Here is a 17,834-nt window from a genome sequence, read left to right on the forward strand (position 1 = left end):
ACTGCTTATACCGCCGCTAGGGAATACTTAATTGCTAGCCTCGATAGTTTACCTGGTGAGATTTGGCTACAACACTATGAGCTAGCCTTTACTCTGCATAAAGAACTAGCAGACGTTGAATATTTAAAAGGCAACTTTGCTCGATCAGAAGTATTAATTGAAATTACTTTATCTCAAGCAAAATCCGCCCTTGAGAAAGCTGAAATTTACAATATGCTGATTGTACAATATACCCTGACTGCAAAATATTCAGAGGCTATTCAAGCAGGGCTAAAAGCTCTTAGCTTGCTAGGGATAGACTTGCCGCAAGACGACTTGCCCACAGCAGTTATGGTAGAACTTGCTGAAGCAAAAGCAAATTTAGAAAACAAAAAACTTGCTTCTTTGATTAACGGAGAAAAGATGAAAGATGATGATAAAAAACTTGCCTTAAAGTTGTTAGGTAATATGGGGCCGTTGACCTTTGTTTCCTCTCAAGAACTATGGAAGTTAACGGTAGCTAAAGCAATTAATCTTTCTCTTAAATATGGGTTTGTAGCAGAAGGGTCGTATGGCTACTCTTGTTATGGAATTATATTGAGCGCAATTTTGGGTGATTATAAATCGGCTTTTGAGTTTGGTAAGCTAGCTATACAACTAAGCGAAAATTCTAATAATTTATCACAGAATTGTCAAGATAATGTTATATTTGCCAATTACTTGAGTTGTTGGATAAAACATATAAAAATTACTAATGCTATTAATAGCGAAGCTTATAAAGTAGGGTTGCAATCCGGAAATTTACAATGGACAGGGTACAACCGTATGTTTCAAACAATGACTTTATTCTATCAGGGAATAAATCTGGAAGATATTTTATCAGAAATATCAAATTTCATGCTAGTTTGCCAAAAAACTAAAAATCAATGGGCAACTGATATTATATCGGCGAATAAGCTAGCTGTATTGAGTCTAATAGGGCAAGACGATGAAATTAGCGAAGCCCAACAGGTGGAGACTTTTTATCAGCATAAAAGCATGGCAGCTATCTGCGAATATCATGTTTTAAAAGCCCAACTTTTGTATATGTATGAAAAACCTAATGAAGCGTTGGAATGGGCTATTTTATCCTTAGACATAATTAATTACATTATGGGTCACATTTCTAGCTCTCATCATAATTTTTACTATTCACTCATTTTAACTGCGGTATATCCAACAGCTTCAGAATCACAACAAAAACAATATTTGGAGACATTGGCAGCTAATCAACAACAGATGAAGATTTGGGCGGATAATTGCACTGAAAACTTTCTCCATAAATACCTCTTAGTAGAAGCTGAAATTGCCCGCATTAATGGCAAGGATTTAGAAGCAATAGAATTGTACGATCGCGCTATTGAATCAGCCTCATCTAACGGCTTTGTTCAGAATGAAGCTTTAGGAAATGAACTAGCTGCTAAGTTCTGGCTAGGTAAAGGAAAAGAGAAGTATGCCAAAGCTCACATGACAGAAGCTTATTATGCATACCAACGGTGGGGCGCTAAACGCAAAGTAGAAGATTTAGAAGAAAAATATCCGCACCTTATTACCCGAACATCTACATCGCTTCGCATTAAAGACACCGGAGTTACTACTACCCATCGTTCTTCTACTGGCAGTAGTTCTAATGCGTTAGATTTAGCAACGGTAATGAAAGCTAGCGGGGCGATCGCTGGTGAAATTGTCCTGGATAAGTTACTGGCTTCTTTGATGAAAATATCAATAGAAAATGCCGGGGCACAAAAAGGTTTACTTATCTTGGCTAGAGAGGGAAAACTGCTCATAGAAGCTTCTTCATCGGTTGATTCAAAAGAGGTAGTCGTCCAGCAATCTACTCCGCTTCATGGTTGCGAAAATTTGCCCCTGACAGTAATTAATTATGTAAAGAGAACTCACTCGGATGTAGTTCTCAGTGATGCTGGTAGCGAGGCCAGATTTGCCAATGACCCATACATTGCTTTAAATAAGTCGAAGTCTGTCTTATGCAGCCCCATACTTAATCAAGGTCAATTAGTTGCTATCCTTTACTTGGAAAATAATTTAACTGTTGGCGCGTTTACTCCCGATAGGCTAGAAGTCTTAAAACTACTTTCTGCTCAGGCAGCTATTTCTCTGGAAAATGCTCTGCTCTATGCTTCTATGGAACAGAAAGTGCAAGAGAGGACGCAAGAATTATCCCAAACCCTAAACGAACTGCAACGCACTCAGACGCGATTGATCCAGAATGAAAAAATGTCTAGCTTGGGTCAATTAGTGGCTGGTGTTGCCCACGAAATTAATAACCCAGTTAACTTTATTTACGGCAATCTTGTCCACGTTAATGAATATACTCAAGACCTGCTAAATCTGGTGCAACTGTATGCCCAGCACTATCCCAATCCGGTTTCTGAGATTCAAGAGGAGACTGAGGAAATTGAAATAGATTTCCTGGTTGAAGATTTGCCTAAAATACTGTCATCAATGAAGGTGGGGGCTGACAGAATACGCCAAATTGTTCTTAGCTTGAGAAACTTCTCGCGTCTTGATGAAGCAGAAATGAAAGCCGTCGATATTCACGAGGGTATAGATAGCACGTTGCTGATTCTGCAAAGTCGTTTGAAAGCTAAAACAGACAGTCCCGCTATTAAGGTAATCAAAGAGTATGGCCAATTGCCGCCAGTCGAGTGTTATGCTGGTCAGCTCAACCAAGTATTGATGAATCTCTTGGCTAATGCAATCGATACTCTCGAAGAAGTAGGTAGCGATGGAAGGGTAATGGGGAATTACCAGGCAATAGCGCAAGCATCTTGCCCGAATTTCTCAGAACGAGGTGAAGAAAGTTCTAATGGCCAATCGCGGAGTGTTGCGAACGGTAGCGAGGCAACCTCAATTATTAATTACAAATTACCTACGATTCGGATTCGCACTTGTGTTACAGACGGAGGGCGGGTTTTAATAGGCATTGCCGATAATGGCTGCGGCATGACGGAAGAGGTGAAGAAACGGGTATTCGACCCTTTCTTTACAACAAAACCTATTGGTAAAGGGACGGGATTGGGCTTGGCAATTAGCTACCAGATTGTTGTGGAAAAACATGGCGGTCAGTTGCAGTGTGTCTCAACAGTTGGGGAAGGGACGGAGTTTGTTGTTGAGATTCCAATACGTCAGCAACATTAAATATCTGCTCAAGTAGGCTTGTTTTGTTTGTGAGATAAAAGGCGATCGCTATTGTCAATAATTTTAGCGATCGCCTTGATGCCCCGCTACTAATCCCGGACTTCCAGAGCGTACTGAGAACAGAGCGATCGCACTTCTTGTCTCATGCGATCGCGCACGCTTTCTGGGGACACGACAACACAATCTTTCCCATACCTCAACACTTCTCGGAAAAACCAGAAGGTATTGGAAATCTGCCGAACTACCTGTCGAACTTTTGGTTGGTCTCTCAACCAGTCATTCTTGATATCCGCAGGTTTGGCTTTATAGGCGAAGGCTAAGCCACCAAAAAGATGCATCTCAATTTCGAGCTGACTTAGACCAGAACGCCACTGTCCTTCCACAGGTACGATCGCAGCCCCTGGCGGAATGCGATCCAAGCGGAGGCACCAGTTGTGATGCAGTTCTGGTAAGTCTTGATTTCCTTCTGTTTCATCGCACCAACAGTCTAGATATTCCCGTTTTTCGTGGAAGGTAATCTGGGCGTGGCGAATTGTGAAACTCCAGGGGCGGTCGGCGGCATCGCGGTAGACAAGTTGAAAAGGCTGCTGGCGGCGGATGTAGGGTTCGATTTCTAATCGCCAAGCTGCGGGCGGGGTCTTTAGGAAGTCTTCTATTTGTTTTCTTAGAGGAATAGATAGTTCACTGCGTTCGAGTAGCAAACTCGCAATTTTTGTAGCTTCCTCAATTTGTCCAGCATCAGTCAAGCTGTGGACAGCCTGTGCAAGTGCTTGAATACGAGTTTCTGACCAGTCGTTGTTTGGCGCAACTAAGAATTGCTGACGAGCGATCGCTTCCACTAATCCAGAGATATTGGGGCGATCGCCCCGCATCATGCCCAATTCACGAGCGATCGCTTCTAGTTGGGCTTTGTCTTGGTCGGAGATGGACAAAGTAATCGACTGACCTTTTCGGCTCACTAGCTCTCCTCTCTCAATTTGATACGGACAAATTTAGATTTTGTCCTTGCTAATTTCTATTTTGTCTGCCATAGTGTAATAGTCCAACAAACACGGACAAATAAATTTTAGATACGGACAAACAGATGACATCCGTATATTCCATAACTCTTAGACCGATTTATTCTTACCCTGCTGATGAACAGCCTTTGGGCGTGAAGCTGCCAGATGGCTGGTCACTTTCCTGGCATCAGGTAGCAACGTTGAAAGCACTGCGCGCTCCAGAAATTGATGTGGTGTCCAATACAGCCGTGACTGGCGATGGCAAAAGTTTGGCAGCTTATCTGGAGACATTACAAGGCAATATTTCGGCGATCGCGCTGTATCCCACTAACGAACTTGCCCGCGATCAGGAGACTCAAATTAAGGGCTACGTTAAGCAATTTCAGCCACCTAATGAGCCGCGTGTTGTGCGACTTAGCGGGCAAGATTTAGAAATCTACGCCGCGCAGGAGGGCTTAAAAAAAGCTGCTGCGATCGCTAGTCGGTCGGGGCAATCTGAAATTTTGCTAACTAATCCAGATATTTTTCACTATCTGCATCGAGGTGTTTATCTAAACCCCAAAGATAGTCCGGACAAACTGTGGGGGCGAATAGACAAGGATTTTGACTTATTCATTTTTGATGAATTTCACGTTTTTGCTGCCCCCCAGATTGCTAGCGTCATCAACACAATGCTGTTAATACGCCATACTAACAGGCGCAAAAAGTTTCTTTTTCTGTCAGCGACGCCGAACGAACAGCTTATTGAGCGATTGCAACTAGCGGGGTTTCGTTGCCGACAAATTAATCCAATTGAAGAAAATAAATACCAATTTCCAGATACTCAAAAGCAATGTAAGGAGTTGCAATTGCAAGGATGGCGACAGGTATCGCGGGAAATTATTCTTGAGTTTGTTCCCTTGTCACCAACTTCTAAGGCTTCTGAAACTTGGCTGAAAGAAAACAGCGATCGCATCCTGGCTCATTTTCAACAATATCCTGGTAGCAAAGGAGCAATTATCCTCAACTCGATTGCAGCGGTGAAGCGTCTTACGCCCTTTTTTAGAGAATTGTTGCAGCCGTATGGTTTGGTAGTTGGGGAGAATACGGGATTATCTGGGAAAGAAGAGAAAGAGCGATCGCTACAAGCAGATCTAGTTTTCGGAACCAGCACAATCGATGTGGGGGTTGATTTTAAGATAAATTTTTTAATCTTTGAATCAGCAGATGCAGGGAACTTCATCCAGCGTTTAGGAAGATTAGGACGGCATGATGATTATGAGCGTCATGGGAAAAAGGTTACTTTCGAGAAATTTACAGCTTACGCATTAACTCCCAACTTTTTAGTAGAAAGACTGTTTCTCGGTGAATCTCCACCCCTAGAGTCAGAGGGTATTTACGATCGTCCTTTTTTTCACGCCCAAATTAGTGAGAAATATCGACAAATTAATGATTTTCGAGGATATTACTCTCGCTGGGGAGCAGTGCAGTCAGTTAGTCTGTGCTGTAAATTAGGGCATCCTACGATTAAACAACAGTATGCAGGCAGTCAGGAGGCATTTCGGGCAGGGTGTCAGCTAGTATTTAAAACTAGCTTGGGTAAAGTTGCAGGTGAAGTTAAGAAGTGGGGGAATGAGTGGCAACAACTGTCAGGGAAAAAAGGAAACCTTATTGCGGAAGATGCTTATAGTTTCCGAGGTTCTAATCCTCTCCAGTGTGGTATTTACGATCTAACAGAGGCAAAGGAGGGAGACAGATTTAAAACCTACGATTTACCGGGAATTTTGAGCAATCTGGAAATCGAGGTGATGACTAAAGAGGGGTTTATGCGATCGCTCCTCCAAACTGCTGAACGCACAGAACATCCTATTGCTAAGGGGAGGTTTGATTACTGTCTTGCATTTATGAAGTTGCGTTCTTATCGCGAGGAGCGTTTGAACTGGAAATTTACCTATTCAGGTAATTTGGATGCGATCGCAGATGCTTGGAAGGTTCAGGTTTTGGCTGGGATTGAGGTTTGGCAACCTGAGAATTATTGGATTGGTGAAATTAACAAGCAGCTGAAGAACCAAGGTTTAGTCAGTTATGTGCTACGTCGTCCCGTCGCGGAAGTGCGATCGCGCTTGCGTCTCCCCATGCACTTTGCAATTTATCCCATTAGCGATCGTTACAGTTTTCACGATGCAACTGCACCTTATTCTATTGCCTTTGGTCAATCAGCTTTGCTGGTAGATACGCTCACATACTGGCTCAAGAGCAAGGGAGGTGAAGCATGGTTCGCCTAGTTTCAATCCCTGATAGGGATTTTGGTTACTGGTTTACAGCGAGGGGGCATCAGCCCATAAATTCAGTGGCGGAAATTTCAATCCCTGATAGGGATTTTCGGTGGATCGAAGATCGGAAGGCGACATTGAATTTGCCCGCTTATTTTGAGCTTACACCAACTTGGCGTAAGTTAGTCAATAAATTTAGAGTATATTACTGTCTTCCGAAACTGTATTTATTTACAGCAGTGCTACCATCTAAGCAGTGGCATCAGCCCTTAAGTACAGAGACGGAAATTCGTTGGACGGCATTTGTGCCCTTTTCTGACGCTTCCATGCCCTTCTTAAGCGAGAAGTCACAATTCACAAAAAATGAATGGAGGTTCCGCTACATGGGCAACTATGAGCAGCTGGAACTCTTCGATCTGCGTGCTTACACATCTGAGCAGCCTACTGCAAGTGATGGTGAGGAAAAGCCGTTCGAGGAGATTCAGCAAAGTATCGATTGTGAACAGCTAGAACTCGATTTGTTTCCGCAGCAGCCTTACAAGACTCCTAGAGAGCTGATGAGATTAGCTGCATAACTCTTAGCTAAACGGGGGCTGAAAATTAATCAATTCAAAAGCCCCCTCTTTGTCAAGATTTAAGCAATTAGAACATAAACCGCAATGAATACACTATCACTATAAGAATTAAAAGCACTTTCTCCACAACTTGCTGAGAAAGTTCCTTATCTAAAACTGGTAGTTCTCTTCGGTTTCCGGGCCACAGGTCATATCAATGCCAAAAGTAACTGGTGTTTTCCTGCACTCTACGATGAATAAATCCGTCATAAGGCAGTTTTAAAAAAAAATAAAAATAGCTCCCCCAGGAAGTAACTATGAAACCTTTATAGAGGTTAGTCGTTGGGGAATAATTACAAGGCAGTTTGTAAAATCGCCTGGTTCACCTTTACGAAGAAATAGACACAGTACAAGTTTACGCAGCAAGTCAGATAATTATGCAAAATTATCCGATTTATTAAAGGCAAGCGCTCGATTACTTATATTCATTAGAGGCTGAGAATGGCTAATAAACATAAACATTCTGATGAACAAGAAAAACAGCTATCTCTATTTGATGCAGAACGTTATGTTAATTGTTGTGAATCATCAGATTCACAAGAAGATTGGTTGCAAGATGATGATTTAGGTTCCAGCTTTGAAAGCAGCGATCGCACCATCGAACCTAAACAGAGCGAGTTACTAACACTCAAACTATTGCGAGAGGCGATTCAGACTCAGAATCCAGGCGATCGCGTAATGAGTGACTTCGCGGAGTATGTCTTACCAAATTTGCTGCGGGTGGCAATTGGCGTTACTGCAAAAGGTGGTAAGTTTTTTGATGAACTCGATCGCAAAAATGAAGCAGAAGGAAAAGATAGAGTTCGACGGGACAATGCAGGCGATCAATCGCTCAATACCCATTTACTCAATGGACTGTTTCCAGCTAACTTAATAGAGCAACGGCTGGAAAAACTCAACACTACCGTGCGGCGGGTGGTGGGTGAACTGGAACGAAGGCTGGTAATTGCTGGGTTTATTTTGCATGACTTTGAAAAATTCCCTGATGTGCCAGGTGATTGTCGCAAATTACCGCTAGAAAAGCATCGTCAAATTATTGATGAAAAAGTGCGTCAATTGGGTTTAGATCGCTTCATCAATCCTGACAACTTGGAAGCATATCGGGAGTATATAGATGATTTACTGTGTTTAGCTTATAATGCCCAGCGGCGTTATGATACTAATTGGAATTTTTCCGAGTTTGGGTTAAATCCAGTATTGCGCGATCGCACTCTCCGCTGTCTTGCTGACTTAACTTGTCTAGCAGATTCTTTGGCTTCAATTGTCAAACATCCCCAAGATGCAGAAGATACAAAGCTAAACGAGTTAATCCATAGTCTCAGTGATGGACAATTAAAATTCACTTACCACAGAATTTCTGAAAACCGAGGCGTACTAACAAACGTAGTAAATAACGCTTGTATGGAGGCTCACATCAGCCTTAATACCGACGATTGCACCTACTACGAACCGCTGCTATATCTACCAACAGGAGTAATCTACTTAGCAAGACGGGATGCTCCATCAGTTCCAGTTGAAGATTTACCAGAACGAGTTGTTAGCAAGATTAAAAACCTGTGCGCCAGTCAGTTGCGATCGCGGCAAACTGGCTTTGGTAGAGATGGCAAAGGCATGAAATATGCTGATTATTACACGCTGTTTTTTGATGCGCCAGGTTTGATGCAAGTCGCACTCAGCGCAACACTGAGGATTCTAAATCCGGGTAAAATTTCTGTTGCTAAAAGCCGCAGCGATAACTTGATAAAATATCAGCGCCAGGAAATTTTATCAGCGGATTACAATTTTAGTTTTACAGACGATATGCGGATTGACCAGATTGCTGAATTCGGCGATCTGATCGGTCGCAAGATTTGGGGAGAACAAGTTAATCAAATCGAAATTGAACGCAAGAAAGATAAAAAAATCCCTGCATTACCCCATCTCGATATTGTCGAAGAAATTGCTAAATTATGGAATTTGTCGGAGTATCTGCCAGCAATCAAAGAAATTCAGCGAATTAATGAAAGTCTCAAGGAACACAAGCTTAAAGGTAACACTGGTGGCGTTCCCTATGAGTGGTATTATTTGGCTGCAAAGTATCTAGAATTTCATCCAGGAGTTGAGGATGTACGCGAGATTTGTGAAGGCGCGATCGCTCACATTTCCCAACTAATTCAACCCATTATCGCTCAATACAAATTGCCCGATGGTTGGGATGATTTGCGGCTTTGGGTAACGCGAGTTGTCATGCTACCAGGAAAAACGCCATCTACGACAGCAGATCCCTCTGAAGTATTCTTAGACGAGTTAGAACGCTACCAGCTAGCCAAGAAACAGGGACGAGGAAGACAACTAATTTGCTCTATTTCCCATTCTGCTTACACGGTGACAGAGCAAATGGAGTCAGCCGTTTTATTCACGCCTCAAGTTTATACCAATAAACAGATGTTGGGAGGTTCTAATGCCAAACGCAACATCTCTAGTATTGCTGGAATTGAGATAATGTTGCGGCAAATCTTGATGAATCAAACTCAAGCTGTAGGTAAGAGATTTGAAGATGGCAAATATCGCTATCTCTATTTTTATCCTACTTATTACTTCACGCCAGAAACTAACAATTTTCTGCAAAAGGCGTACAGCGGTATTGCTCAAACTCGCTTTGATACTAGCATCCGCGACCACTTTATCAGTAAGGATTTGCAAGCGAACTTTGAGCGCGATCGCTATCAAAGTGTAGATGCTTTCCTAATTGATGAAAACATCGAACCAGGGAAAGATCGTACCTTCAAGCTCTCCTACCCAGAAGACCAGCCTTTGACATTCTACTTCATGGCATTACCTCCAGGACGAGATGGGACGGATACGGAATCTTGGGTAATGCCTACCTGGTTAGCTTTTGCTTTCCCGATGATTCTGGATGTCAAAACAGTGGTTTCAGAGTCTCCCATACCACCATTTAATGATGGGGCAGAGTTTGAGGAAAGCGTATTTATTGATAGTGCGCCGCAAGCTTTTAGAGTTTTGACAAAGCGCGATCGCTTCCGGCTCGACTACATCTTAGAAGGCTGGAATGAAAATGGCAAGTCTTATCCCGCGCCACTCAATGTATTAACAGCAGCTTATGCCATTCATCTTGATGTTAATGCACGACAAGGAAAAACTGGTTATGACTCCAACTGGGGAAAATTTACCGAACTAGCGAAAGATTTTGAAACAAATTCGCTATACGTGTTCGCTTACTTAAATAAGTGGATTCGCCGTCAAAAAATCGATGCACCTAGAATTGATAAGGTAAAACTCTATGCCTATCATTTCTATCCCTGCTTCGATCCTTATGCAAGATATAATCCAGAAACGGAGGAATTGATAGTGGGAGAAGAATCAAGTCTAAATCATCCCAAAAAGCTGACGGAATTGTATCGCAAGTTTTACAGAGCAAATAAGCGATATAACCCTAAAGCAAATGCTGTGTTGAAACCTATTGATATTGCGTCTAAAACAATTCTTGAAGCCGATCCAAGTTTTCAGGGTGAAGCCTTAGTTGCTGTTGTTGCTGCTGAAGTTTCTAAGTTGTTGGATCGAGTGCATTCCTCCACCGCTGAAGGACGCTGGATATTCAAAAAGCGAGAGGAAGAACGAGAAGCAATTTTAGATTTTGCTCGGTACTTTGTTGAAGAGGTATTTGAAAAGTCTTTTGCAGGCGATCGCGCTCGTTTAGCAGGGCGTCAAATTAACCTAATTCGAGATACTTGCGAATTTTTATATCGCCTCGAAGATGACAAAGAAAGTCGGGCTAGAGATGAAATATCTCGTGATGATTCACAGGATGAAGAAGATTAATTTCTCGGTTAATTTCTCGTTACCAGGCTGGAGCCTGGTAACGAAAGAGTAGAGGCTCTGCCTCTTTTGATTAAGCTGGAGGCTCCTGCCTCCAAAAGAAGCATTCCCAGGCTCCAGCCTGGTAACGAGAAAATAAGAAATATCTGGAGACAAAACTATGAGTTTTCTGAAAAGTGTTGACGCTAAGTTCTTTCACGCCGAAATTCCCTACAAGCCTATGGGTAAGTATGTTCACTTCCTCACACTGCGGATCACCGAATCCTATCCCTTATTTCAAACAGATGGAGAACTCAACAAGGCACGGGTGCGATCTGGTATAAAAGACCAAAAACCTATCAGCCGTCTGACTATGTTTAAACGCAAACAATCCACTCCAGAACGTTTAGTCGGTCGGGAATTGCTGCGAAACTATGGACTAATGACTGCTGAGGATTGCGAATATAACGTCAAGTTCGCAATGAATAATCCTGACTGTATTATCTATGGATTTGCTATTAGCGATTCTGGTTCGGAAAAATCCAAAGTAGTAGTCGATACAGCATTTTCAATTACATCTTTTGATGAATCTCACGAAACTTTCACCCTCAATGCTCCCTATGAAAACGGCACAATGGCATCAAAGGGTGAGGCAGATTCTAAACTAGGTGAAATTACCAGCCGAATTAACCAGCAAGACCACATTAAACCACAAGTTTTTTTTCCTAGTATCGTCACCTTAAAAGACCCAACAGAGGCTGGCTTTTTGTATGTTTTAAACAACATCCTCAGAACGCGACACTACGGCGCACAAACTACGCGCACTGGTCGAGTCAGGAATGAGTTAGTAGGTGTAGTATTCGCAGATGGAGAAATTACCAGTAACCTGCGGTGGACGCAAGCTATATACGACAAACTGCAAGCCGACAATAAAATAAACTCCCGCGATCCGCTGAATGAAGATGATGCGATCGCGGCTGCTAAAAGTGCCATTGAAATGTTAATGTCTGAAGAGTTTATTGTGCATACAGATTTTGTCGGCGATCGCTTTACTTCTCTGTTAACTGAGGTAAAATCTCTGACAGGAAGTGAAGATGGTATTAAGCAAATTTTGCAGCAGGCTGATAGCGAAGCTAAAGCCTATGCTAAAAAGCATATCAAACTGAAGCCTGAAGGTGAAAAAGCTAAGGCTGGAAAATCTGCAAAGGCAGGGTAACATTGATGACAATAATTCATCGCTGCCAGTTAGAGTTGCACGATAGCCTCTATTATGCCACGAGGGAGATCGGGCGACTCTACGAAACTGAGCCAGTTATTCACAACTACGCTCTCTGTTATGCGCTAGGGTTGGTGGATAGCGAAGTCTACTCCACCAATGTTACCGAAGAACACTCCTATCGCTACTTTTGTCGCGAACAAATACCCAAATATGAGGAGCATTTAACGCCGCTAAATCAACAGGGAATTTATTTAACACCAGCGCGATCGCTCTCCCACTCAACTACGCTCAATACTTGGAAATACGCTAACAATAACTACCACGTTGAGATGGAAAAAACTCAGAAAAATATCCCCAGTTTTGGCAGAGCCAAAGAGATTGCCCCCGAAAGCAAATTTGAGTTTTTTGCCATTGCCCAAAAGTCTCTTGCACTGCCCCGCTGGATTCGTCTGGGTAAATGGATGAGCAAAGCACATATAGAGATTGTTGAAACGCAGGAAGTTAAGCCATCCAATAACGAGCAACAGTTTACTTTTCCATACCCGCTCAACCCTCTAGATGTGATGTTTACGCATCAGGTGTTTAGCTACGATGTCATAAATATGCCACCAGTTAGCCTAATTCAAAATGTAAAAATACAAGGAGAATTCTATCAATTTGGTAAGCTAAAAATTCCCGCACGAATGCACTATCGCTTTAAGGGGTGACAATTACTTTGACTTTTTGAGCTGCTATATAGGAGTATATAAATATGCCTCATAGCCTAGTTCTTAACCTACTTCCCCAATCGCCAATTCCTCCACAGTTTTTGACGGGGAGGCATTTACACGCCCTTTTCTTAACTCTCGTTAGTTCGGTGGACAGAACGTTGGGCGAACGCTTGCACGATGCAGCTGCTGATAAAGCTTTCACCCTCAGTCCTTTGCAAGCGTGCAAACAGCCCAAGCGCATTATCGGAAAAAACCATAACTTGCAATGGGAACATCAACTAGCAATCCCTGGTGGCACTCCTTGCTGGTGGCGCATCTCTTTGTTAGATGACACTTTATTTAGCCAACTTACTCATCTGTGGCTCAATCTTAACCCCAGTCACCCTTGGCATCTCGGTCCCGCTGACTTATATATTACTAGCATTCAGGGAACACCCCAATCTACTCAACCTTGGGCAAATGCTATTACTTATGCTCAATTGTACGAGCAGGCGTCTGATAGCGATCGCACTATTCCTTTCTCTTTTGCCACTCCTACTGCTTTCCGACAGGGGCAGTACGATACTACTCTCCCTACGCGAGAATGCGTGTTTAATAGTCTCTTGAATCGATGGCACAAATACAGCGGCATTGAATTATCTAATATCCCAATTGAGGCAGTTTTTCCTAATTTTGTTGATATCCGCACCGAAATTACTGCTGACTCGCGCAGCAAGTTTATCGGCATTGTAGGAGAAGTTAGCTATCGTTTGCTGGGAGATGTTGAACCAATTGCAATTAAGCAGATTAATGCTTTGGCTGATTTTGCTCTCTACAGCGGCGTTGGCAGAAAGACACCGATGGGCATGGGTATGCTACGACGGCTGCATTATTCTAGATAGTAATTAATTCTTTTCAATACATACTATAAATTTCAAGCGGATGACCGCATATATTTACTTGCAAAAAATCACATTCTTTGTCTAAATCTAGTGAGTTGCAAAAATATATGAATGACTTGGAATATATCCCCATCGCTGCATTGAACCAATATTCTTACTGTCCGCATCGCTGCTGGCGGATGTTCTGTGCTGGTGAATTTACCGAAAACCAATATACGATAGAAGGCACAAGTTTGCACGATCGCGTACACAGTTTTGGTGAAGGAAATCGCGAGGAAGTTTGGCAAGTTCGGGCAATTTGGCTTAAATCAGAAAAATACAAGCTTATTGGTAAATCAGATTTGATTGAATGCCAATCAGGTCAGTTGTATCCAGTGGAATACAAGCGCGGTTTTCGGGGAGAATGGGATAACGATGAGTTGCAAGTTTGCGCCCAAGCGTTATGTCTTGAAGAGATGACGGGGCAAACTATTACTACTGGCTATGTTTATTATGCGCGATCGCACCAACGTCAAAGGGTAGAAATTTCTAGCGATTTGCGACAAAGCGCGATCGCTACAATTCAAGCTGTATTAACTTTGCTGCAAACAGGAGAAATGCCTAAGCCTGTTTACGACAAACGCTGTAAAGGATGCAGTCTTTACTCGCAATGTTTGCCTGGGGCAGTTGACAAAGTTGCGCGTTATCAAGAAGTGAGTTAGTAAAATTTTGTATTGCGAAAACTGCTGGTTGTAGGTAGTTCGATAAATTTAGTTTTTTCAGTGTAAAGGCAACTTGTAGAAGTTGTGAAGGAGAATGTATCATGGGAACAGTTTACGTTACGCAAGCTGATGCTTTTATCGGCAAAATAGATGAACGATTGAGTGTTAAAGCTAATAAAGAAACGCTCTTGGATGTACCGCTACTTAAGGTTGAGGGCGTTGTGGTGTTAGGTCGGGCTACGGTCTCGCCTGCTGTAGTGACAGAGCTTTTAGAACGCCACATTCCTTTAAGTTTTCTGACTCAGAACGGTCGCTATTTGGGGCGGTTGGAACCGGAAGTTACTAAAAATATTTTTGTGCGAAAAGCGCAGTGGCAAGCGGCGGGAGAATCTTCACGAGCAGTTCATGTGGTGCGGGGTTTCGTGAGGGGGAAATTGAAGAATTACCGCAATAGTTTATTGCGGAAAGAACGGGAATCTCCTAATATTAATTTATCGGCAGAAATCGCCAGATTAGATGCTGCGATCGCTCCCATCGACCGCACTGCTAGTATTGATTCTCTCAGAGGTTTGGAAGGGGCTGGCAGTGCTGCCTATTTTGGTTGTTTCGACCAATTGATCAAAGGTTCGTTATTTCAGTTTGAAGCGAGACGCCGCCGCCCTCCAACCGATCCGGTTAATGCTTTACTTAGCTTTGGCTATTCGTTACTGCGCCACGATGTTCAGGGTGCGGTTAATATTGTTGGCTTCGATCCTTATTTAGGATATTTGCACGTAGAACGTTATGGCAGACCTTCTTTAGCTTTGGATTTGATGGAGGAGTTTCGCCCCCTAGTGGTGGATGCGGTCGTGCTATCGCTAATAAACAAGCGATCGCTCGCGCCTGATGATTTTACTACGGAACCGATTTCGGGTGCTGTTTCTTTAGCGAAGGAGGGATTGCATACATTTTTAAGGGCTTATGAAGTGAAGAAACAATCGAAGTTTAAACATCCAGTTATGGGGCGTCAATGCACTTACCAAGAAGCCTTTGAAATTCAATCCCGGTTACTGGCAAAGTATCTGATGGGTGAAATAGATAAATATCCACCGTTGGTGTTGAAATAAGGAGTTGTTGTTATTTATTATGCATGTTGTTGTCAGTTACGACATTCCAGAGGATAAGCGTCGTACTAAGATTCATTCGATACTCAAGTCTTATGGAGAGTGGGTGCAGTTGAGCGTATTTGAGTGTCGGGAATTGACGGAGACTCAGTATGCCAAGTTGCGATCGCGTTTAGCTAAACTAATTAAATCTGACACTGATAGCGTTCGCTTTTACTTTCTTTGTGGCTGTTGTCAGGGTAAGGTGGAACGCATCGGCGGCGAACAACTACGCGATGACACGATGTTTTTATGTTGAAGTGCGCGGGTGGGTAGGTGTTGAGGAGAAGGGTTTCTAGAAATGCGAGCGAATTAATTGCCTGCTAAGGGTTTCGTGTTATAGACGCCCTAAGAAGATCCGCGCAACGACTGTAATGCTTGATAATCTGAGGTTTACCGGAAAAATTCTCAAGGGTGCTATTAGGAGCTGTAGTCTCTGTGTTATGATCGCTCTTGATTCGCGCAATCGTACCTTGAAAACTAAATATAACTGGCTTTTCAGTTTCGCGCGGTGCTAATTCATCAAAATCCCTATCAGGGATTGAAACTGAATTTCTTCTACTGGATAGCCAATCTTAATAGTGCTAATTCATCAAAATCCCTATCAGGGATTGAAACCACCAACTCAGCAAGCGGCAACAGCGATCGCGTCCGTGCTAATTCATCAAAATCCCTATCAGGGATTGAAACGCATTACTGCTTGGTCGATACGTTGCACCACTTGTGCTAATTCATCAAAATCCCTATCAGGGATTGAAACACAGCTTCAGGCTTAGCAATTCCCATCCACGATTGTGCTAATTCATCAAAATCCCTATCAGGGATTGAAACTATTTGTGAGTAAACCCCCGAAGGGGCGGGAATAGTGCTAATTCATCAAAATCCCTATCAGGGATTGAAACCTGAAGAGAACTCGGTTACTCCAATCAAAGAACAGTGCTAATTCATCAAAATCCCTATCAGGGATTGAAACAACTGCTGCCTCGATCCAGTCTGACACCTCTAGCGTGCTAATTCATCAAAATCCCTATCAGGGATTGAAACGAATGCTGCCACGAAAGGTTACGGTGTGGAATTCTGTGCTAATTCATCAAAATCCCTATCAGGGATTGAAACGTTTAGCTGTAACGGGCGCGGCGCGGGAAAACAGGTGCTAATTCATCAAAATCCCTATCAGGGATTGAAACTACACGCTGAAAGTTGCCGCCCTTGCTGGCATTGATGAGTGCTAATTCATCAAAATCCCTATCAGGGATTGAAACGAGGTAATTTAGCTTCCAACTTGGGTAGACAAAAGGCCAGTGCTAATTCATCAAAATCCCTATCAGGGATTGAAACCAGTGAAAGAGCAATTATAAGCAGCCATCATTCCATGTGCTAATTCATCAAAATCCCTATCAGGGATTGAAACAGTTCCATCTCGCGGATCGCAAATTGCTACCCATGCTACAGGTGCTAATTCATCAAAATCCCTATCAGGGATTGAAACAATTAGAGCTATTTGAATCTGAAGCTCAACACCTGTGCTAATTCATCAAAATCCCTATCAGGGATTGAAACCTAGCCATAAATTACTAGGATCAATAGTAATAGAAGCTGTGCTAATTCATCAAAATCCCTATCAGGGATTGAAACTTGTAGTTTCATGGCTCTAGGTAGTAACTATGTAGTGCTAATTCATCAAAATCCCTATCAGGGATTGAAACCAGAGGCATATCGTAGCCATGATGTTGATTTAGCCCGTGCTAATTCATCAAAATCCCTATCAGGGATTGAAACAGGCGTAAAAGCTTTAATGCTTTCAAATAATTCCGTGTGCTAATTCATCAAAATCCCTATCAGGGATTGAAACATCAGTTACAACGCCTATCCGCAAGGCGTTGTGAGTGCTAATTCATCAAAATCCCTATCAGGGATTGAAACTGCTTCAAAGCTTGCTTGCCTTGTTGCCCACCTAGTGCTAATTCATCAAAATCCCTATCAGGGATTGAAACTAAATGCTGATGATGCTATAGAAACCTTTTTTCTAGTGCTAATTCATCAAAATCCCTATCAGGGATTGAAACTTAGGAGGAAAGCAGGGCAGGGAAGCATTAAAGAGTGCTAATTCATCAAAATCCCTATCAGGGATTGAAACTAAATCTGTAGCGGCTTCCGGGAGGAAGATTATTGTGCTAATTCATCAAAATCCCTATCAGGGATTGAAACAGCGAGGCAATAGGGAAGCAAGTATAGGAAATGCGTGCTAATTCATCAAAATCCCTATCAGGGATTGAAACTAATCACCCCAAAGGATACCATTACATCTGTATCGTGCTAATTCATCAAAATCCCTATCAGGG

11 protein-coding genes and 1 CRISPR repeat array (1 of these 12 running past the window's edge) are annotated in these 17,834 nt (G+C 42.6%); of the genes, 10 read left to right on the forward strand and 1 reads right to left on the reverse strand.

Annotation, left to right across the window (positions count from 1 at the left end; genetic code table 11):
* Positions 1-3,177: trifunctional serine/threonine-protein kinase/ATP-binding protein/sensor histidine kinase (locus tag H6F77_RS11480; protein WP_190488529.1), on the forward strand; the 3,177-nt coding region annotated here is incomplete at its 5' end.
* Positions 3,178-3,266: 89 nt separating this feature from the next.
* Here H6F77_RS11480 and H6F77_RS11485 read toward each other — a convergent pair.
* A complete protein-coding gene (locus H6F77_RS11485; protein WP_190488531.1) occupies positions 3,267-4,136 on the reverse strand; it encodes a helix-turn-helix transcriptional regulator in 870 nt (289 codons plus the stop codon).
* A gap of 125 nt (positions 4,137-4,261) precedes the next feature.
* On the opposite strand from H6F77_RS11485, the gene cas3 reads away from it, so the two are divergent.
* The 9 genes from cas3 to cas2 all read left to right on the forward strand — a co-directional run bounded on the left by cas3 (position 4,262) and on the right by cas2 (position 15,751).
* A complete protein-coding gene (cas3, locus tag H6F77_RS11490; protein WP_190488534.1) occupies positions 4,262-6,442 on the forward strand; it encodes a type I-D CRISPR-associated helicase Cas3' in 2,181 nt (726 codons plus the stop codon).
* A complete protein-coding gene (locus tag H6F77_RS11495; RefSeq protein ID WP_190488536.1) occupies positions 6,430-7,005 on the forward strand; it encodes a hypothetical protein in 576 nt (191 codons plus the stop codon). Before cas3 ends, H6F77_RS11495 begins: the two co-directional genes overlap by 13 nt.
* 480 nt (positions 7,006-7,485) lie before the next feature.
* Positions 7,486-10,863: a type I-D CRISPR-associated protein Cas10d/Csc3 gene (gene cas10d / locus H6F77_RS11500; RefSeq protein WP_190488538.1), complete on the forward strand. Its 3,378-nt coding sequence runs from the start codon at positions 7,486-7,488 to the stop codon at positions 10,861-10,863.
* Positions 10,864-11,020: 157 nt separating this feature from the next.
* Positions 11,021-12,055, forward strand: a complete 1,035-nt coding sequence (cas7d, locus tag H6F77_RS11505; protein WP_190488540.1) for a type I-D CRISPR-associated protein Cas7/Csc2 — start codon at positions 11,021-11,023, stop codon at positions 12,053-12,055.
* 5 nt (positions 12,056-12,060) lie between these two features.
* Positions 12,061-12,765 carry a type I-D CRISPR-associated protein Cas5/Csc1 gene (gene cas5d, locus H6F77_RS11510; RefSeq protein ID WP_190488542.1) on the forward strand — a complete coding sequence of 235 codons (705 nt, stop codon included), beginning with the start codon at positions 12,061-12,063 and terminating at the stop codon, positions 12,763-12,765.
* A gap of 44 nt (positions 12,766-12,809) precedes the next feature.
* Positions 12,810-13,649, forward strand: a complete 840-nt coding sequence (cas6, locus tag H6F77_RS11515; protein ID WP_190488544.1) for a CRISPR-associated endoribonuclease Cas6 — start codon at positions 12,810-12,812, stop codon at positions 13,647-13,649.
* 107 nt (positions 13,650-13,756) lie between these two features.
* Positions 13,757-14,350: a CRISPR-associated protein Cas4 gene (cas4, locus tag H6F77_RS11520; RefSeq protein WP_190488546.1), complete on the forward strand. Its 594-nt coding sequence runs from the start codon at positions 13,757-13,759 to the stop codon at positions 14,348-14,350.
* A gap of 101 nt (positions 14,351-14,451) precedes the next feature.
* Positions 14,452-15,456 carry a type I-D CRISPR-associated endonuclease Cas1d gene (gene cas1d, locus H6F77_RS11525; protein ID WP_190488548.1) on the forward strand — a complete coding sequence of 335 codons (1,005 nt, stop codon included), beginning with the start codon at positions 14,452-14,454 and terminating at the stop codon, positions 15,454-15,456.
* Positions 15,457-15,475: 19 nt separating this feature from the next.
* Positions 15,476-15,751 (forward strand): CRISPR-associated endonuclease Cas2, encoded by a 276-nt coding sequence (gene cas2, locus H6F77_RS11530; RefSeq protein ID WP_190488558.1) that lies wholly within the window; start codon positions 15,476-15,478, stop codon positions 15,749-15,751.
* Positions 15,752-16,003: 252 nt separating this feature from the next.
* Positions 16,004-17,834: direct repeats of the CRISPR family, unit length 37 nt; unit sequence GTGCTAATTCATCAAAATCCCTATCAGGGATTGAAAC; it runs 2,734 nt beyond the window's last position.

It is taken from the genome of Microcoleus sp. FACHB-831, from assembly GCF_014695585.1.
GTDB lineage: Bacteria > Cyanobacteriota > Cyanobacteriia > Cyanobacteriales > FACHB-T130 > FACHB-831.